The organism is Stenotrophomonas sp. PS02301, from assembly GCF_029959485.1.
Lineage (GTDB): Bacteria > Pseudomonadota > Gammaproteobacteria > Xanthomonadales > Xanthomonadaceae > Stenotrophomonas > Stenotrophomonas maltophilia_Z.
Genome location: NZ_JASCOO010000010.1, coordinates 65616 through 82805 on the forward strand (window position 1 = coordinate 65616; position 17190 = coordinate 82805).

21 protein-coding genes and 1 other RNA gene are annotated in these 17190 nt (G+C 67.8%); 18 read left to right on the forward strand and 4 right to left on the reverse strand.

The features are described 5' to 3' along the window. The first annotated feature begins 114 nt into the window (after positions 1 to 114). The 7 genes from rph (at position 115) to pepQ (ending at position 7404) form a co-directional block, all read left to right on the forward strand. Positions 115 to 843, forward strand: coding sequence for a ribonuclease PH (rph, locus tag QMX81_RS04530; RefSeq protein ID WP_088432674.1), 729 nt, complete (start codon positions 115 to 117; stop codon positions 841 to 843). Beyond that, complete coding sequence (locus QMX81_RS04535; protein ID WP_282259078.1) at positions 840 to 1229, forward strand: VOC family protein; 390 nt, start codon at positions 840 to 842, stop codon at positions 1227 to 1229. Before rph ends, QMX81_RS04535 begins: the two co-directional genes overlap by 4 nt. Beyond that, entirely contained in the window at positions 1226 to 1819 is a 594-nt protein-coding gene (gene rdgB, locus QMX81_RS04540) for an RdgB/HAM1 family non-canonical purine NTP pyrophosphatase (RefSeq protein ID WP_282259080.1), read from the forward strand. The genes QMX81_RS04535 and rdgB overlap by 4 nt, the downstream gene beginning before the upstream one ends. Further along, the gene (hemW, locus tag QMX81_RS04545; RefSeq protein ID WP_282259082.1) at positions 1819 to 3036 is read left to right on the forward strand and encodes a radical SAM family heme chaperone HemW; all 1218 of its coding nucleotides are present in this window, start codon (positions 1819 to 1821) and stop codon (positions 3034 to 3036) included. Before rdgB ends, hemW begins: the two co-directional genes overlap by 1 nt. Positions 3037 to 3168: 132 nt before the next feature. Then, positions 3169 to 5646 (forward strand): DUF1631 domain-containing protein, encoded by a 2478-nt coding sequence (locus tag QMX81_RS04550; protein ID WP_282259084.1) that lies wholly within the window; start codon positions 3169 to 3171, stop codon positions 5644 to 5646. Further along, the gene (locus tag QMX81_RS04555; protein ID WP_282259091.1) at positions 5643 to 5993 is read left to right on the forward strand and encodes a PilZ domain-containing protein; all 351 of its coding nucleotides are present in this window, start codon (positions 5643 to 5645) and stop codon (positions 5991 to 5993) included. The genes QMX81_RS04550 and QMX81_RS04555 overlap by 4 nt, the downstream gene beginning before the upstream one ends. 82 nt (positions 5994 to 6075) lie before the next feature. Next, positions 6076 to 7404 carry a Xaa-Pro dipeptidase gene (pepQ, locus tag QMX81_RS04560; protein WP_152152555.1) on the forward strand — a complete coding sequence of 443 codons (1329 nt, stop codon included), beginning with the start codon at positions 6076 to 6078 and terminating at the stop codon, positions 7402 to 7404. Between the two features lie 126 nt (positions 7405 to 7530). Here pepQ and QMX81_RS04565 read toward each other — a convergent pair whose 3' ends face one another. Beyond that, positions 7531 to 8856: an aminopeptidase P N-terminal domain-containing protein gene (locus tag QMX81_RS04565; RefSeq protein ID WP_152152605.1), complete on the reverse strand. Its 1326-nt coding sequence runs from the start codon at positions 8854 to 8856 to the stop codon at positions 7531 to 7533. Positions 8857 to 8863: 7 nt separating this feature from the next. Next, entirely contained in the window at positions 8864 to 9412 is a 549-nt protein-coding gene (locus tag QMX81_RS04570) for a UPF0149 family protein (protein WP_121039475.1), read from the reverse strand. Between the two features lie 165 nt (positions 9413 to 9577). Here QMX81_RS04570 and QMX81_RS04575 point away from each other — a divergent pair, with 165 nt between their 5' ends. The 8 genes from QMX81_RS04575 (at position 9578) to QMX81_RS04610 (ending at position 13661) form a co-directional block, all read left to right on the forward strand. After that, on the forward strand, positions 9578 to 9799 hold the full coding sequence (locus tag QMX81_RS04575) for a TIGR02449 family protein (RefSeq protein WP_121041210.1): 222 nt from the start codon (positions 9578 to 9580) through the stop codon (positions 9797 to 9799). Then, positions 9796 to 10095: a cell division protein ZapA gene (locus tag QMX81_RS04580; protein WP_019183856.1), complete on the forward strand. Its 300-nt coding sequence runs from the start codon at positions 9796 to 9798 to the stop codon at positions 10093 to 10095. The genes QMX81_RS04575 and QMX81_RS04580 overlap by 4 nt, the downstream gene beginning before the upstream one ends. Positions 10096 to 10227: 132 nt before the next feature. Further along, positions 10228 to 10412, forward strand: a non-coding RNA gene (gene ssrS, locus QMX81_RS04585) — 6S RNA. Between the two features lie 79 nt (positions 10413 to 10491). Then, positions 10492 to 11091: a 5-formyltetrahydrofolate cyclo-ligase gene (locus QMX81_RS04590; RefSeq protein ID WP_282259102.1), complete on the forward strand. Its 600-nt coding sequence runs from the start codon at positions 10492 to 10494 to the stop codon at positions 11089 to 11091. A 13-nt stretch (positions 11092 to 11104) separates the two neighbouring features. Further along, on the forward strand, positions 11105 to 11581 hold the full coding sequence (locus QMX81_RS04595) for an EVE domain-containing protein (protein ID WP_121039481.1): 477 nt from the start codon (positions 11105 to 11107) through the stop codon (positions 11579 to 11581). 26 nt (positions 11582 to 11607) lie between these two features. Continuing rightward, entirely contained in the window at positions 11608 to 12255 is a 648-nt protein-coding gene (rpiA, locus tag QMX81_RS04600) for a ribose-5-phosphate isomerase RpiA (RefSeq protein WP_121039484.1), read from the forward strand. 45 nt (positions 12256 to 12300) lie between these two features. Next, positions 12301 to 12753, forward strand: coding sequence for a DUF192 domain-containing protein (locus tag QMX81_RS04605; protein ID WP_121039487.1), 453 nt, complete (start codon positions 12301 to 12303; stop codon positions 12751 to 12753). A 62-nt stretch (positions 12754 to 12815) separates the two neighbouring features. Then, on the forward strand, positions 12816 to 13661 hold the full coding sequence (locus QMX81_RS04610) for a tetratricopeptide repeat protein (protein WP_121039490.1): 846 nt from the start codon (positions 12816 to 12818) through the stop codon (positions 13659 to 13661). A gap of 30 nt (positions 13662 to 13691) precedes the next feature. Here QMX81_RS04610 and QMX81_RS04615 read toward each other — a convergent pair whose 3' ends face one another. Beyond that, the gene (locus QMX81_RS04615; RefSeq protein ID WP_121039493.1) at positions 13692 to 13883 is read right to left on the reverse strand and encodes a rubredoxin; all 192 of its coding nucleotides are present in this window, start codon (positions 13881 to 13883) and stop codon (positions 13692 to 13694) included. A 72-nt stretch (positions 13884 to 13955) separates the two neighbouring features. Here QMX81_RS04615 and thiE point away from each other — a divergent pair, with 72 nt between their 5' ends. Further along, on the forward strand, positions 13956 to 14600 hold the full coding sequence (gene thiE, locus QMX81_RS04620; RefSeq protein WP_152152559.1) for a thiamine phosphate synthase: 645 nt from the start codon (positions 13956 to 13958) through the stop codon (positions 14598 to 14600). Then, a complete protein-coding gene (gene hemL, locus QMX81_RS04625) occupies positions 14597 to 15886 on the forward strand; it encodes a glutamate-1-semialdehyde 2,1-aminomutase (RefSeq protein WP_282259111.1) in 1290 nt (429 codons plus the stop codon). The genes thiE and hemL overlap by 4 nt, the downstream gene beginning before the upstream one ends. 61 nt (positions 15887 to 15947) lie before the next feature. On the opposite strand, the gene azu is transcribed toward hemL, so the two are convergent. After that, positions 15948 to 16406, reverse strand: a complete 459-nt coding sequence (gene azu / locus QMX81_RS04630; RefSeq protein ID WP_152152563.1) for an azurin — start codon at positions 16404 to 16406, stop codon at positions 15948 to 15950. 113 nt (positions 16407 to 16519) lie between these two features. On the opposite strand from azu, the gene QMX81_RS04635 reads away from it, so the two are divergent. After that, positions 16520 to 17131: an HAD-IA family hydrolase gene (locus tag QMX81_RS04635; protein WP_282259115.1), complete on the forward strand. Its 612-nt coding sequence runs from the start codon at positions 16520 to 16522 to the stop codon at positions 17129 to 17131. Positions 17132 to 17190 lie beyond the last annotated feature (59 nt).

The following is a 17190-nucleotide window of genomic DNA, read 5'->3' on the forward strand; positions in this document are numbered from 1 at the left end:
TTCCGGTGCTCTCAAAGTGCAAATGGTACCCTAGCGGTCTCCTTAGAGCCTCCTCGCCCGCCGGTCCCCGGCCCGGGCGTGGCCCCGCATCCCTCGTCTTACCGGAACTTGAGCATGACTGATTCCCGTCCCAGTGGCCGCCAGGCCGACCAGCTGCGCGAAGTGCGCATCGAGCGCGCCTTCACCCGCCACGCCGAGGGCTCGGTCCTGGTCAGCTTCGGCGAGACCCGCGTGCTGTGCACGGCCAGCGTGGAAAACCGCGTACCGGGTTTCCTGCGCGGCAAGGGCGAAGGCTGGGTGACGGCCGAGTACGGCATGCTGCCGCGTTCGACCCACACCCGTAACGACCGCGAAGCCGCCCGCGGCAAGCAGGGTGGCCGCACGCTGGAGATCCAGCGCCTGATCGGCCGCACCCTGCGCGCCTGCATCGACCGCGGCGCGCTCGGCGAGCGCACGATCACGCTCGATTGCGATGTGCTGCAGGCCGACGGCGGCACCCGCACCGCGGCGATCACCGGCGCCTACGTGGCCCTGGTGGATGCGGTGAACTTCCTGATCAAGCGCGGCGACATCAAGCGCAACCCGATCTTCGGCGCGGTCGCGGCGGTGTCGGTTGGCGTGTACCGCGGCACCCCGGTGCTGGATCTGGATTACGCCGAAGACAGCGACTGCGATACCGATATGAACGTCGTGATGAACGACGGCGGCGGCTTCATCGAACTGCAGGGCACCGCCGAAGGCCATGCCTTCCGCCGCGATGAACTGGATGCGCTGCTGGTCCTGGCCGAAAAGGGCATCAAGGATCTGTTCGCTGCGCAGCAGGCAGCCCTGGCCCAGGCATGAACCGTCGCATCGCCCTGACCACCCTGGTGGTGGCCGACTACGACGAGGCGATCGCCTGGTACACCGGCGCGCTGGGCTTCAGCCTGCTCCAGGACATCGACCAGGGCGACAAGCGCTGGGTGGTGGTCGGGCCGGCCGACGGCAGCGCGGCGGCCTTGTTGTTGGCGCGTGCCAGCAACGAGGAGCAGCGCGCGCGGATCGGCAACCAGACCGGTGGCCGGGTCGGCTTCTTCCTGAACACCGATGATTTCTGGCGCGACCACGCGGCGATGACCGCGCGGGGCGTGGTCTTCCTCGAAACCCCACGCGAGGAGGTCTACGCGACGGTCGCGGTGTTCGGCGATCTGTACGGCAACACGTGGGATCTGCTGGAGCCCAAGCAATGAAACTGGTACTGGCCAGCGGCAACGCCGGCAAACTGAAGGAACTGCGGGCCATGCTCGGCGGCCTGCCGCTGGAGATCGTGGCGCAGGGCGAGCTGGGTGTCAGCGACGTGCCGGAAACCGGCCTGACCTTCGTCGAGAACGCCCTGATCAAAGCGCGCCATGCCTGCCAGAGCACCGGCCTGCCCGCGCTGGCCGACGATTCGGGCCTGATCGTAGATGCGCTCGACGGCGCACCCGGCCTGTACAGCGCGCGCTATGCCGGCAGCCCGACCAACGATGCCGCCAACAACGCCAAGCTGCTGGAGGCGCTGCGCGAGGTGCCGGCCGAACGCCGCACGGCCCGCTTCTATGCAGTGATCGTGCTGCTGCGCCATGCCGATGATCCGCAGCCGCTGATCTGCGAAGGCAGCTGGGAAGGCGTGATCCTCGATGAGCTGCGTGGCAGCCACGGCTTCGGCTACAACCCGCTGTTCCTGGACCCGGTGCTGGCGCAGACCGCCGCAGAAATGGCGCCGGACCTGAAAAACGCGATGAGCCACCGCGCCAAAGCCCTGCAGCTGCTCAAGCAGAAGCTGCCCGCCCTGCTGTGATGGCACACGACCAATGTTCCCACCTGCCCGGCGAAACCTGCACGGGTGATCACGACCACGCACCGCGGCTGGTGACGCCGCCGCTGGCGCTGTACGTGCATCTGCCGTGGTGCGTCCGCAAATGCCCGTACTGCGATTTCAACTCGCATGCGGCCAAGGGTGAGCTGCCGTTCGAGGCTTACATCGACGCGTTGATCCGCGATCTCGATCAGGACCTGCCGCTGGTCTGGGGCCGGGTGGTGAGCAGTGTGTTCTTCGGTGGCGGCACGCCGAGCCTGTTCCCGCCGGAGGCGATCGACCGCTTCCTGCAGGCCGCCTCGGCCCGGCTGCGCTTCGCGCCGAACCTGGAAGTGACGCTGGAGACCAACCCGGGCACCGCCGAGCATGGTCGTTTCGACCGTTACCGCGCCGCCGGCGTGAACCGGATCAGCTTCGGCATCCAGACCTTCAACGACGAGGCGCTCAAGCGCCTGGGCCGCATCCACGACAGTGGCGAGGCCGAGCGGGCGGTGAAGCTGGCGCAGGACGCCGGCTACGACAACTTCAACATCGATCTGATGTACGCGCTGCCGCAGCAGACGCTGGCCCAGGCCGAGCATGACCTGGAGCGCGCCTTCGCGCTGCAGCCCACGCATATGTCGCATTACCAGCTCACCCTGGAGCCGAACACCGTGTTCTTCGCGCGGCCGCCGCAGGGCATCCCCGACGAAGATTCGGCGTGGGACATCCAGGAACACTGCCAGCAGATGCTGGCCGAGGCCGGCTATGCGCAGTACGAGGTCAGCGCCTACGCAAAACCGGGCCGGCAGAGCCAGCACAACCTCAATTACTGGCGCTTTGGCGACTACCTGGGGATCGGTGCCGGTGCACACGGCAAGATCAGCAGCGGCGCCGAAGAACACGTGCTGCGCCGCTGGAAGCACAAGCATCCGCAGACCTTCATGGACACTGCCGGGACCGCAGCCTCGATCGGCGGCGACGATGTGATCAGCGCCGAGCGCCTGCCGTTCGAGTACATGCTCAACCTGCTGCGCCTGCATGAAGGCTTCAGCCTGAAGGATTTTGAATCGCGTACCGGCCTGGACCGGGCGCGGATCGCCGAGCCGCTGCGCATTGCCGTGGCCAAGAGCTGGATGACCGTGACCGGCGATGAGGTCATCCCTACCGAACTGGGCCGGCGCTTCACCAACGACGTGGTCGAGCTGTTCCTGCCCTGAGCAGGCGGCGCCTGCCCGGACGGTAATGCCGGCCGCTGGCCGGCGCCGGGAACCCCGAACCGTGTCGCTTCTGGCAGGGACCGGGCGAAACCGTTAGATTCCGTGTTCTCAGGGGAGCTGGAAGAACATCGGATGTCTGCGCCCGCACCTTCGTCGTCCCAGCCCGACATGACCCGCTTTGCGGACGTGGCCGCGCCGCCGCGCGTGCGCCGCCTGCTGGCCGCGCTGCACGGGCTGGCAGTGCAGACCCTCACCGCGCCGCTCAAGCTGACCATCGTGGAGCTCGAGCGCGAGCTGTTCCGCGATGCCGAGCGCGCGCGCAACAGCCAGATCCAGGCGGACATCTTCGCGCAGGCGCGCCAGCTGCATGAAGTCAACGCGCAGTTCGGCCCCCGCTTCCTGGAGGCGGTGGCGGTGAGCCTGGCCAGCCTGCGCGGCCCCCGCCACACCCAGCGCATCGTCCCGACCGAGGTATCCGTTTCGGCTACCGCGCTGACCCTGGTCAACGACACCGACGTGGACCGCGACATCGTGCTGGTGGACATCATCCGCCGCGAAGCCCAGCGCTCGGCCACCGCCCTGCAGTTGCTCGGCCAGCGCTTCGGGGTGCTCGCCGCCGGACCGGCCTTCGATGTCGATGACCTGCCGTTCGGGCCGCAGGCGCTGTGCCGGATCGTGCGCGAACTGGGTGAAGACTTCGCGCTGGGCCTGGAAACACAGCTGGCGCTGTACCGCGTGTTCGACCGTCAATTGCTGGAGCGGCTGGGTGAACTGCTCGAACGCGCCAACATCCTGCTTGCGCACGAAGGCGTGCTTCCAGGGCTGGTGTACACCCCCTATCTCGCCCGCTCGGCAACCACGCGCCGGATCATCACCGGTCCCGAGCGTGGCCTGCCCGGCGCACGCGGCGGCGCGGCGGCGCGGCCCCTGACCGGCTGGAACGGCAGCGCGCCGAGTACCGGCTGGGCAGCGATGACCGAGCAAGCCATGGCACTGGCCACGGCGTCCGCCGCGCCGGACGGCACCGCACCCATCGGTGACGCGGCGGCGGCACCGCCGACGGCATCGGCGTCCGTGTCAGCGCCGAGCGCCCCCACCAGCCCCGCTGCAGCCGACCTCGGTGCACCGGCAATGTCAGCGCTGCACCAGCTGTTGGGCGCTGCCCGGCAGGCACATGCGGCCGGCGCGGTACCTGGCGGCGCAGCGCTGGCCGCGCAAGCCGTCGGCGCCTCGGCCCAGGCCGTTGCCACGCCCACGGAAAACGCCTTCCTGGCGCCCGAGGCGCCCCCCGCGCTGGCGGTACCGGCCGACGCCGTGCACGCCACGCTGGCCAGGCTGCAAGGCCAAGCGGTCGCCCCCGGCGGCGCCCGCCGCAGCATGGCCGATCTGCACAACGCGCTGCTCGCCCAGGTCCGTGCCGAACATGGCGCGCAGGCGTCATTGACGGTCAAGGACAGCGACACTTTCGATCTGCTCGACATGCTCTACGGGCAGATCCAGCGCGAGGTGCGGCCCGAGGCCCTGGCCGCCGACCTGCTGACCCGCCTGCAGGTGCCGGTTGCCCGCGCGGCCCTGTCCGACCCGGCCTTCTTCGTGCGCGACCAGCACCCGGCGCGCGAGCTGCTCAATGCGGTGGCCGAGGCCGGCGCCAACTGGCTGGGCGAGGAGGATGTGGACCCGCAGCTGGTGCAGAAGCTCGGCCACGCCGTCGACCAGGTGGTCAACGAGTACGACGGCGATGTGGCGGTCTTCGACACCGCCAACGAGGAGATCCAGCAGCACTTCCGCACGCTGGCCCACAAGGCCGAACTGGCCGAGCGGCGGCATGTCGAAGCCGCCCGCGGCAAGGAGCGGCTGGAGGCGGCCAAGCAGCAGGCCAGCACCAGCATCGAGCAGTTGTGCGCACAGGCCGCGCCCCCGCGCTTCGTGCAGGCGCTGCTGAAACAGGCGTGGTCGGACGTGCTCACGCTCACCCTGCTGCGCAACGGCGAGACCTCGCCGCAGTGGCAGCAGCGCCAGCAGGAAACTGCCCGGATCGCCGAGGTGACCTGCCTGGCGCCGGGCATGGCCGAGCGTGATGATGTGCTGGGGCAGCAGGTCGAGTCCGCTCTGCTGCAGGTCGGCTACCACCAGGACGAGGCGGCCGCGATCGCGCGGCGCCTGTCCACGCCCGGCGGCGAGGATGACAGCAGTTCACGCACCGAGCTCACCGCCCGCCTGCGCGCCCGCACGCGGCTGGGCGAGCAGGCCGATGCCAGTGATCCGCGCAAGGTCGCCCCGCTCGCGCGCAGCACCGCCGAGGACGACTGCTATCGCCAGCTGCGCACCCTGCCCTTCGGGACCTGGTTCGAGTTCACCACCAACCAGCAGGGCGACGTGCGCCGGCAGCGGTTGTCCTGGTACAGCCTGATCACCGACAACGCGCTGTTCGTCAATCAACGTGGGCAGAAGGTGGGTGAGTACTCGCTGGATGCCCTGTCGCGGTTGATGGCCCATGGCCAAGTGCGGATCGTCACCGAAGACAAGGGCAGGCTGATTGACCGTGCGTGGCAGGCCACCCTGCGCACCCTGCGCTCGCTGGCCGGCACGCCTGCGGAGAGCACCGAATGACCACACCCGATACCCGCCGCGCGCCGCGCCGCCAGGTGACCGAGCTGGTGCCCGTCACCGACCTGATGGCCGAGACCGTGATCGGCCGGCTCGGCAATGTCTCCGAAACCGGCATGCTGATGCTGGCCTCGGTGCCGATGCAGGACGATGCGCTGTACCAGCTGCAGTTCACCATTCCCGGCCCGCAGGGTCAGCCGCTGCTGATCGACGTCGGCGTGCACCTGCTCTGGAGCGAGCAGACCCATGCACCGGGCCAGGCCTGGGTGGGCTTCCGCTTCCTGACCTTGCCCCGCGAATCACGCGAGCAGCTGCGGCATTGGATCGCCGAGGAAACTTCGGCAGTCTGAGCGCCGGTTCCGGCACAGCGCCCGCTGGCGGATTGCGGCAGAATCTAGGGCTGCATTCCGCACTGCCAGCGAGCTTCATGCCATGAACCAGCCAGACCTCGGCGCCCTGTATTCCCACCATGCCAGCGTGATGCGCCAGCGCGCCGATGAAGCGCTGGCCCGTGGCGGCTTCGACCATCTGGTGATTCCCAGTGGCACCCTGCATTACCAGGCCTTTGATGATCGCGATTACCCGTATGCGGTGAACCCGAACTTCAAGGCCTGGCTGCCGCTGACCAAGCTGCCCAACAGCTGGCTGGTGTACACCCCCGGCAAGCGCCCGACCCTGATCTTCCATCAGCCCTTCGATTACTGGCACGTGGTGCCGGGTGCGCCGAATGGCTGGTGGGTGGAGCATGTCGATATCCAGATCATCCGCACGCCCGACGAGGCGCTGGCGCTGCTGCCCAAGGATGCGGCGCGTTGCGCGATCCTCGGTGAGCCGCGCAGTGCACTGGGCGCCTTCGTGCCGAACAATCCCGCACCGGTCATCGATTACCTGGACTGGCAGCGCGGCTACAAAACGCCGTATGAAATCGCCCTGATGCGCGAAGCGCAGCGGCTGGGCGTGCGCGGCCACCGTGCCGCCGAAGCCGCCTTCCGCGCTGGCGCCAGCGAATTCGAGATCCACATGGCGTACTGCCGTGCGGTCGGCCAGGACGCCAATGAGTTGCCCTACGGCAACATCATCGGCCTCAACGAACATGCGGCCGTGCTGCACTACACCGATCTGGGCCGCAGCGCGCCGACCCCACTGCGCAGCTTCCTGATCGACGCCGGTGCCAGTGCCCACGGCTATGCCAGCGACATCACGCGCACCTATGCGGCCAGCGGCCATGACGAATTCCAGGCGCTGATCGATGCCGTGGATGCGGCCCAGCAGCAGATGGGCGCCGCTGTGCGTGCCGGCGTGGACTACAAGCAGTTGCACATCGACGCACACCTGTCGCTCATGGGCATCCTCAAGGACTTCGGCGTGCTCAACGTCTCGCCGGAAGCGGCGTTGGCCACCGGCGTGAGCGCGGCCTTCTTCCCGCACGGCCTGGGCCATCTGATCGGGCTGCAGGTGCATGACGTGGCCGGCTTTGCCGCCAGCGACCGCGGTGGCCGCATCGAGCGCCCGCAGGGTCACCCGTACCTGCGCATGACCCGCGTGCTGGAGCCGGGCATGGTGGTCACGATCGAACCGGGCGTGTACTTCATCGACATGCTGCTGGACGAAGTGAAGCAGGCCGGCAATGGCGCCAGCATCAACTGGGAGCGCGTGGATTTCTTCCGCCCGTATGGCGGTGTGCGGATCGAGGACGAGGTGCTGTGCACCGAGGGCGATGCGGACAACCTGACCCGCCCGGTGTTTGCGGCCGCCAGCTGAGCGGCGATGCGGGTGCCGACCCACGGTCGGTACCTGCACTGCATCGTGTGCCCGCCGCCGGCCGCTGATCGCCGCCCCGGTATCCGCGTAGAGCCACCCCATGGGGTGGCGCTACCCTGGCGCGGATCAGCGCCTGGCCATTTCTTCTTCGATCTCATCGGCACTGCGCGCCAACGCTGCGGTCAGCACCTGATGGCCGTCCTCGGTGATCAGCACGTCGTCTTCGGTGCGAATCCCGATGCCGCGCCAGCGCGCTTCCACGCTGCGGTCGTCCGGTGAGACATACAGGCCGGGCTCGATGGTGAACACCATGCCCGGCTCCAGCATCCGCGAGTCCCCTGCCAAGCGGTAGTCGCCTACGTCATGCACGTCCAGGCCCAGCCAGTGCCCGGTCTTGTGCCGGTAGAAGCGCTGGTAATGCGCTTCGGCGATGTTCTCTTCCAGCGTGCCCTTGAGCAGGCCGAGCCGCAGCAGGCCCTCGGTCAAGGTCTCCACCGCGGCCAGATGGCCAGCCTCGTACGCAGTGCCCGGGCGGGCCTGGGCCAGTGCCGCAGCCTGCGCCGCACCGACCAGATCATGCAGCGCGCGCTGCTCGGCGGTGAAGCGGCCGTTGACCGGGAAGGTCCGGGTGATATCACTGGCGTAGCCGCGGTACTCGGCGCCGGCATCGATCAGGACCAGATCGCCATCGTGCGCGCGCGCGTTGTTGTCGCGGTAATGCAGGATGCAGCCGTTGGTACCGGCACCGACGATGCTGCTGTAGGCCGCACAGGCATCATTGGCACGGAACACACGCTCCAGATCGGCCTGCAGTTCGTACTCATGGATGCCCGGCCGCGCCACGTGCATCGCCGCACGGTGCGCCTGCACGCTGATGTCGGCAGCACGCTGCATCACGGCGATTTCCGCGGTCGATTTGAACAGCCGCTGTTCGTGCAGCAGGTGGCCCAGCTCCAGGAATTCATGCGGCGGCTGCGCGCCATGCCGCACCTGCGAGCGCACCCGGTTGACCCAGCCGATCAGCTTGAGATCGAACTCGGCATCGCGGCCGAAGTGGTAGTACACCCGCGAGCGCCCTTCCAGCAGGCCGGGCAGGATGTCGTCCAGATCGTCGATCGGGTACGCATCGTCCATGCCGTACTGCGAAACCGCGCCTTCCTGGCCGGCGCGCGCGCCATCCCAGGCTTCGCGGTCGGCGTCGCGCTCGCGGCAGAACAGGATCACCTCGCCATGGCGACGGCCCGGGATCAGCACCAGCACGGCCTCCGGTTCCGGGAAGCCGCTCAGGTACCAGAAATCCGAGTCCTGGCGGAATGGATAATGCGTATCCAGGCTGCGCACCCGCTCGGATGCGGCCGGCAGCACCAGGATCGCGTCATCGCCGGCCATCTCCATCAACTGCTGGCGGCGGCGGGTGTATTCGGCGGCGGAGATGCCGGTCAGCTGCCGGATATCCATCTCAGTTCAAGCGCTGCCGGTGGCGCGCGGCCATCACACAGTCGCCGTGCAGCAGCAGCACCGCCACGCGGATGAACTCCTCGATCTCGGCCAGCGCGTCTTCATCGTCGTCGTTGCCGCTTTCGAAGTCTTCGCTGGAGGCCTGGGCCAGCTTGGCCAGATCGGTCAGGGCTTCATCGCCCTCTTCGGACAAGGCCGGCCGGTTCTGGCCCGAGCCCAGCCCGAAGCCGCCCAGGAACGCACGCGCCCAGGTGAACAGCGCATCGGCCTGCGCGGCGGTATCGCTGGCATCGCTCAGCAGCAGCTCGAAGGCGAAATCGCGGTCTTCCATCTGCGCTACGCTGGCATCGAGCAGGCGCGCCAGGGCGTCACCTTCGGCCGGGGTCGGCAGGTTGTCATCGGCCAGCACGCGGGCCGGCCATTCACGCACCGGCGCACCGCCGGCGGACAGCCAGCCGCAGAGGCCGCCGTGCAGTTCAGCGGCGCTGGCGCCCAGGCCCAGGGCCTGGCTGGCCTGGTTTACGTCGTCGACACTCGGGAGTTCGGTCATCTTGGGGCTACGGTTTGTGAGCGCCACAGTGTAGCAATCCACCTGTGTCCACCGGGTTGCCATGGCCCGCCCCGGCCCCCGCCCCGGCACCGGCGGGCCGACTGCCGGCAGGCCCCGTCATTATTCGCTTGACCGCCCCGTCCGCCCTTGCCTATGGTGCCGGACATGGAACCCGCCGACGCCATCGCCCAGTTGCAGGCCTTCGCCGCCCGCGTCGAGGCGTTGCTTGAGCGCAACGAACGCCTGGCCGACGAGAACCGCAGCCTGCGCCATCAGCAGGAGCAGCTGGTGGCCGAGCGCTCCCAGCTGCTGGCCAAGAACGAACAGGCCCGCTCCCGGGTCGAAGCGATGATCACCCGCCTCAAGTCCCTGGAGCAGCACACATGAGCCAGACCGAACCGGTCAGTGTCCGCATCCTGGATCGTGAATACACGGTGGGGGTGGGGGCCGAGGAACGCGAGAGCCTGACCGCCGCTGCCCGGCTGCTGGATGCCAAGATGCGCGAGATCCGCGGCAGCAACCGGATGGCCGCGGTCGACCGCGTCGCGGTGCTGGCCGCGCTGAACCTGGCCCACGAGCTGCAGCAGCTGCGTGATGAGCACGCCCGGCAGGCCATTGCCCTGCAGCAGACCCTGAGCGATCTCAATCGCCGCCTGGATCGGGCTTTCGACAGCGCGGGTTGATCCACGCGCCCGGTTCCACGCGGTGTTTGATTGCACACGTGCATCGCGCGGTCTTCATTGATCTGAATTGATGTGCAATTCGACCGACGAACGGACTGGTCGAATCGCACAAGAGGGCTATAATCCTCGTCGCGTTCTCTGCTGTGAACGACGGCGTGTGCAAACATTCGCCTTGTCCCTTAATTACGACCACGGGTGCGCGACGGCGCCGGGAGTGCAAGTCCGCCTTGTAGCGGGAAGCCCGATGGAACCCCAGCGTACCCACTTGAACCCCGGGTTCAAGGTCGTTTCGCATGCATCGTCACGGCGGAGAATGCAATATTCCAGCAAGAGCGGCGTTCCCTTGGGACGTCGCTCTTGTTTTATCCGCTTCCCCCGCACGCTCCGGACCCAGGCATGACCGACCCGCGCTCCGCACTGCGCCAGCAGCTGCGCCAACGCCGCCGTGATCTCCCCGCCGCCGTGCGCCTGGCCGCCGCCGAACAGTTGGCCGATGGCCTGCTCGCCCTTCCTTTCGCGCCCCCGCAGGGCCATGTAGCCGGCTACTGGGCGATGGATGGCGAGATCGCGCTGCACCGCTGGCAGATGCAGTTGCCCGCCGGCCTGACCTACTGCCTGCCGGTCCTGCACGAGAAGACGCTGCGCTTCGCGCCCTGGCGCCCCGGGCAGGCATTGACCACCAACCGCTTCGGTATCCCCGAACCCGATCTCGCGCTGGACGACACGCTCGCACCGGAGCAGATGGCGCTGGTCGTGGCGCCGCTGGTGGGTTTCGACGCACTGGGTCGCCGGCTGGGCATGGGAGGCGGCTGGTATGATCGCAGCTTCGCATTCCGCCACCAGCGCCCGGCGCCGCCGTGGCTGGTCGGGGTCGGCTTCTCGGTCCAGCAGGTCGATGACCTGCCGGTGCAATCCTGGGACGTCGCGGTGGATGCGATCTGCACCGACGTCTCCACCCTTGTCTGCGTACCGACCAACGGTCGGCACCTACCGTAATCAAAGACTCCGCATGACCGCACGCAAGCGCTACTGGCTGATGAAGTCCGAACCGGACGCCTTTTCCATCGACGATCTGCAGCGCGTGGGCCGTGAGCCCTGGAACGGCGTGCGCAACTACCAGGCGCGCAACTTCATGCGCGATGGGATGAAGGTCGGCGACGGGGTGATGTTCTACCACTCCAACACCAAGGTGCCGGGCATCGTCGGGCTGGCCACGGTGGCCAGCGAGGCCTACCCGGACGACACCCAGTTCGATCCCAAATCCGATTACCACGACCCCAAGGCGACCCGCGAAGAACCGCGCTGGATGCTGGTGGACGTGGCCTTCGAGCGCAAACTGCGCGACACCATTTCGCTGGATGAGATCAAGCTGCACGCCGATGCGCTGGGCGAAGGATTCCCGCTGACCGCACGCGGCAACCGTCTCTCGATCCTCCCGGTGACCGCTGCGCAGTGGAAGCTGCTGCTGTCGCTGGAAAAGCACTGACCCCTTTCCTCCAAGAGTTGCCCGCCATGTCCGAAGCCAAGCGCCTGGCCGCTGAAAAAGCCATTGAATACGTCGAAGACGGCATGATCGTGGGGGTCGGCACCGGCTCCACCGTGGCCTACTTCATCGATGCCCTGGCCAAGATCCAGCACCGCATCAAGGGCGCCGTGTCCAGCTCGGACCAGAGCACCGCGCGCCTGAAGCAGCACGGCATCGAGGTGCTCGAGCTCAACCACACCGGCAACCTGTCGCTGTATGTGGATGGGGCCGACGAATGCGACGGCAACAAGAACCTGATCAAGGGCGGCGGTGCCGCGCTGACCCGCGAGAAGATCATCGCCGAGGCCAGCGAGCGCTTCGTGTGCATCATCGACCCGAGCAAGCAGGTCAAGGTGCTGGGCAAGTTCCCGCTGCCGGTGGAAGTGATCCCGATGGCCCGCAGCCTGGTCGCCCGCCGCATCATGGACATGACCGGCGGCCAGCCGGCCTGGCGTGAGGGCGTGGTCACCGACAACGGCAACGTGATCCTGGACATCCACCACCTGGAGATCACCGATCCGGTCAAGCTGGAGCGCGAGCTCAACCAGCTGCCGGGCGTGGTCAGCGTCGGCCTGTTCGCGCGCCGCCCGGCCGATGTGGTGATCATCGGCGGTGAGCCGCCGATCGTGATGTGATCCCGTGGCCGGCGCCCGCGCCGGCTGCCCCAACGAGGTACGCCCATGTCCCTGTTGCGCCTGCTGCCCCTGCTCCTGCTGTTCACCCTGGCCGGCTGTGCCAGCACCAACGCCCGTCACTGGGTGGAACTGGACGGCAACCGTTACCACGTTGAACTGGCCACCAACGACGATACCCGCGCCCGCGGGCTGATGTTCCGCGACCAGATGCCCGAGGACCACGGCATGCTGTTCATCCACGAACGCGAAGAACTGCAGGCGTACTGGATGAAGAACACCAAGATCGCGCTGGACATCCTGTACTTCGATGCGCAGCGCCGCCTGGTCAGCCAGCAGCGCGATGTGCCGCCGTGTTCGGCCGGCGATCGTTGCCCGCCCTACCCCAGCAGCGAGCCGGCCCGCTACGTGCTGGAACTCAACGCCGGGCAGGCCGAAAAGATGGCGCTCAAGGACGGCACCGAACTCACCTTCGGCCCCGGCATCGCCGACGGCAAATAAAAGTGCCCTGATAAACGCGCCGCGCCCTTGAATCGCGGCGCGTTTGTCGCCAGTCTTGTCCCATGCAGGGGCAGATCACATTGCCGACGTGGGACTCACTGGCCGAGCTGGATGACGAGGCGCTGCCGCTGTTGCCGACCGCGTTGCTGATCGCACGGGACGAATACCCGGATCTGGACCCCGCCGTCTACGACGCGGTCCTGCAGAGTCACGCCGACCACCTGCGCACCGAGATCGCCACGATCGACATGTGGCCGCTGAAGATCGCCGCGGTCAACCGCCACCTGTTCGACGAGCTGGGCTACAGCGGCGACCATGGCGAGTACTACGACCCGCGCAACAGCTATCTGAACCAGGTCTTCGAACGCCGCCTGGGCAATCCGATCTCGCTGGCGCTGGTGCAGATGGAAGTCTCGCGCCGGCTCGGCATCCCGCTGGACGGGGTGTCCTTCCCCGGGCACTTCCTGGTGCGTCTGCCGCTCAACGACGGCGTGCTGGTGATGGACCCGTTCAACGGCGGCCGCCCACTGGGCGTGGAGGAACTGCGCGAACGCGCACGCTCACACCTGGGCGGTGAAGTCCCCGACGACGACGTGCTCGCGCAGATCCTGGACCCGGCCCCGGCACGCGCGATCCTGATGAGGATGCTGCGCAACCTGCATGGCGTGTACGTGGAACGCGGCGAATGGGACCGCGCCGCGCGCAGTGCCGACCGCCTGCTGAAGCTGGCACCCGAACAGGACGACGCGCTGCGCGATCGCGGCATGGCCTACCTGCAACTGGATTACGAGGCCGGCGCGCGCAACGACCTGGGGCTGTATCTCAAGCGCAATGCCAAGGCCAGCGATGCCCAGTTCGTCCGCGAGAAGCTGGTCGGCCTCGGTGGCGTGGTGCCGCGCCTGCACTGACGGTGCCGCGACGCGGCGCCTGGCGGTGCCTCAGTCGACTTCGACCATTTCGAAATCATCCTTGGTCACGCCGCAGTCCGGGCACGTCCAGGTATCAGGGATGTCTTCCCAGCGCGTGCCCGGGGCGATGCCCTCGTCCGGCAGCCCGTCTTCTTCCCGGTACAGGAAGCCGCAGACAACGCACATCCAGGTGCGGAAGGTGGTGGCGGTTGCGTCGGTCATCGGATAATCACGGCGGGACAAGAGCTGACAGCGCTCATTGTCCCACTCCCGTTGCGCTACCGGTAGCCATTGATGAATCACGCTTCAGCCCCCACGCCGCCCCGCGGCGTCTACCTCATCACCCCCGACGAGCCCGATACCGCGCGGCTGCTGGCGCGCACCGCGCCGCTGCTGGCGGCCGGCGCCACCTGGCTGCAGTACCGCAACAAGAGCGCCGATGTGGCCCTGCGCCACGCCCAGGCCGCTGCGCTGCAGGGCCTGTGCCAGCTGTACGCGGTGCCGCTGCTCATCAATGACGACGTGGCCCTGGCCCAGGCGGTCGGCGCGGCCGGTGTGCACCTGGGCGAGGACGATGGCGATATCGCCGCCGCCCGTGCCCTGCTCGGCCCGGACGCCCTCATCGGCGCCTCCTGCTATGACACCCTGGCGCTGGCCGAGCGCGCGGTCGCCGCTGGCGCCAGCTACGTCGCCTTCGGGGCCTTCTTCCCCAGCACCAGCAAGGCCACCACCCGCCGTGCCCCACCGGACCTGCTGCGGCAAAGCGCCGCACTCGGGGTGCCCCGGGTGGCGATCGGCGGGCTGAGCCCGGACAATGTGGCACCGCTCATCGCTGCCGGCGCCGATCTGGTTGCCGTCATCAGCAGCGTGTACGCCGCGCCCGACCCGGTCGCCACGCTGCACGCCTACCTCGCTTGCTTCCAGGATACGACCGCATGAACCACGACCAGTCCCACGCCCTGTTCACCCGCGCCCAGAAGCTGCTGCCGGGCGGCGTCAACTCGCCGGTGCGCGCGTTCAAATCGGTCGGTGGCGAGCCGTTCTTCGTCAAGCGCGCCGATGGCCCCTACCTGTACGACGTGGACGACAACCGCTACATCGATTATGTCGGCTCCTGGGGCCCGATGATTGTTGGCCACAACCACACCGCCGTGCGCCAGGCGGTCAAGCAGGCGATCGGCAACGGTCTGTCCTTCGGCGCGCCGTGCGAAGCCGAAGTCACCATGGCCGAAACCCTGACCCGGCTGGTGCCGTCCTGCGAGATGGTGCGCATGGTCAACTCGGGCACCGAGGCCACGCTGTCGGCGATCCGGCTGGCACGCGGTGCCACCGGCCGCAGCCGCATCGTCAAGTTCGAAGGCTGCTACCACGGCCACGGCGACTCGTTCCTGGTCAAGGCCGGCAGCGGCATGCTGACCTTGGGCGTGCCGACCTCGCCGGGTGTCCCGGCCGGGCTGAGCGAACTCACCCTGACCCTGCCCTACAACGATGTCGAAGCGGCCACCGCGCTGTTCGCCGAACAGGGCGAGTACATCGCCGGGCTGATCATCGAGCCGGTGGTGGGCAACGCCAACTGCATCCCGCCGCGCGAGGGCTACCTGCAGCACCTGCGCGCACTGTGCACGCAGTACGGCACGGTGCTGATCTTCGATGAAGTGATGACCGGCTTCCGCGTGGCGCTCGGTGGCGCGCAGGCGCATTACGGCGTTACCCCGGACCTGACCACCTTCGGCAAGATCATCGGCGGCGGCATGCCCGTGGGTGCCTACGGCGGTCGTCGGGAGCTGATGTCGCAGATTTCCCCGGCCGGCCCGATCTACCAGGCGGGCACACTGAGCGGCAATCCGGTGGCGATGGCAGCCGGCCTGGCAATGCTGGAACTGGTGCAGGAACCGGGCTTCCATGATCGCCTGAGTGCTTCGGCCGCGCGCCTGTGCGCGGGGCTGGAAGCGGCAGCGGCGGACGCAGGCGTGGCAGTGACCACCACCCAGGTCGGCGCGATGTTCGGCCTGTTCTTCACTGACCAGAAGGTGGAAACCTACGCCCAGGCGACCGCGTGCGACATCACCGCGTTCAACACCTTCTTCCACGCGATGCTGGAGCGCGGCGTGTTCCTCGCCCCCTCGGCGTATGAAGCCGGCTTCCTGTCCAGCGCACACGACGACAGCATCATCGAGGCAACGCTCGAGGCCGCGCGCGAAGCGTTCAAGGTCGTCAAAGGCTGATCAAATAACGGGGACGGGGGTAGTTAATAATTACCCCCGTCCCCGTTAAATATTGATTGCTTCAACCGAACACGAAACGGCCTTTCATCATGGCGAAGTGGCCCGGGAACGAGCAGAAGAAGGTGTAGTCGCCGCCCTTGGTCAGCTTGGCGGTGGAGAAGGTGACGCTGGTGCTTTGTCCACCGCCGATCACCGGGGTATGCGCCAGCACGCGCGCATCGCCCTTGGGCAGGTAGCTGTCGGCCAACGTGGTGCGCATGCCAGCCATCGCCACCGGCTGGTAATCCGCGGCGCGGGTCAGTACCCAGTTGTGGCCCATCGCGGTCGCCGCGAGCTTGCCGGTGTGGCGCAGGGTCAGCTTCACCTGGGTGCAGTCCGCGGCAACCTTGAGTTCCTTCTGGCTGAAGCTCATCTGGTCGGTACTGTCGATGGCGATCGCGCAGACACGCGCATGGGCGGCCGGGGCCAGCATCAGGCCGGCAAGCAACACGGGGGCAAGCAGTTTCAAGGCGATCTCCATCAGGCAGTCCCCGCGATTCTAGTGACCGCCCGTGCAGGCGACGTGCGACGCGATGTCGCAGCGCAGGCCCCGGCTGGGTTACGGTCAGCCCTGGACTTGGACGAGACTTCCCCATGCCGCGTGTGATCGAGTGCCTGCTGCTGGATTTCGATGGCGTGCTGGTGCGCTATGCGCGACACCTGCGTGTGCGCCATCTGGCCGCCAGCATCGGCTGCAGCGCGGCGCAGGTGCAGACGGCACTGTTCGACAGTGGGCTGGAACGCGCCTACGACAGCGGCATGGCGACCGACGCTTACCTGCAGCAACTGGGCGATGCGCTGCAGGCCACGATCAGCATCGCGCAGTGGCAGGCCGCGCGCCTCGTGGCATGCATCCCGGAGACTGGCGTCATCGAACGCGTGGCACGGATCGCGCAGGCACTGCCGATCGGGATCCTGACCAACAACGGCGCGCTGATGGCGCAGACGATTCCACAGCTCCTTCCGACCCTGGCCGATGCGCTGCACGGCCGCATCCTGTGCAGCGGTGCGCTGGGCGGGCGCAAGCCGGATCCGGCGATATTCGCCAAGGCGGTGACGCTGCTCGGCGCACGTGCCGAGCGCACGCTGTTCATCGATGACCTGTTCGTCAACGTGCGCGGGGCACGGCTGGCCGGCCTGCAGGCCGAGACCGCAACGGACAGCCGCGCGTTCGGCAAGATCATGAAGCGATACGCCCTGACCTAGCGCCGACCGTTGGTCGGCTGCGCTCGCCCCAGAACACCAGCAGCCGACCAAGGGTCGGC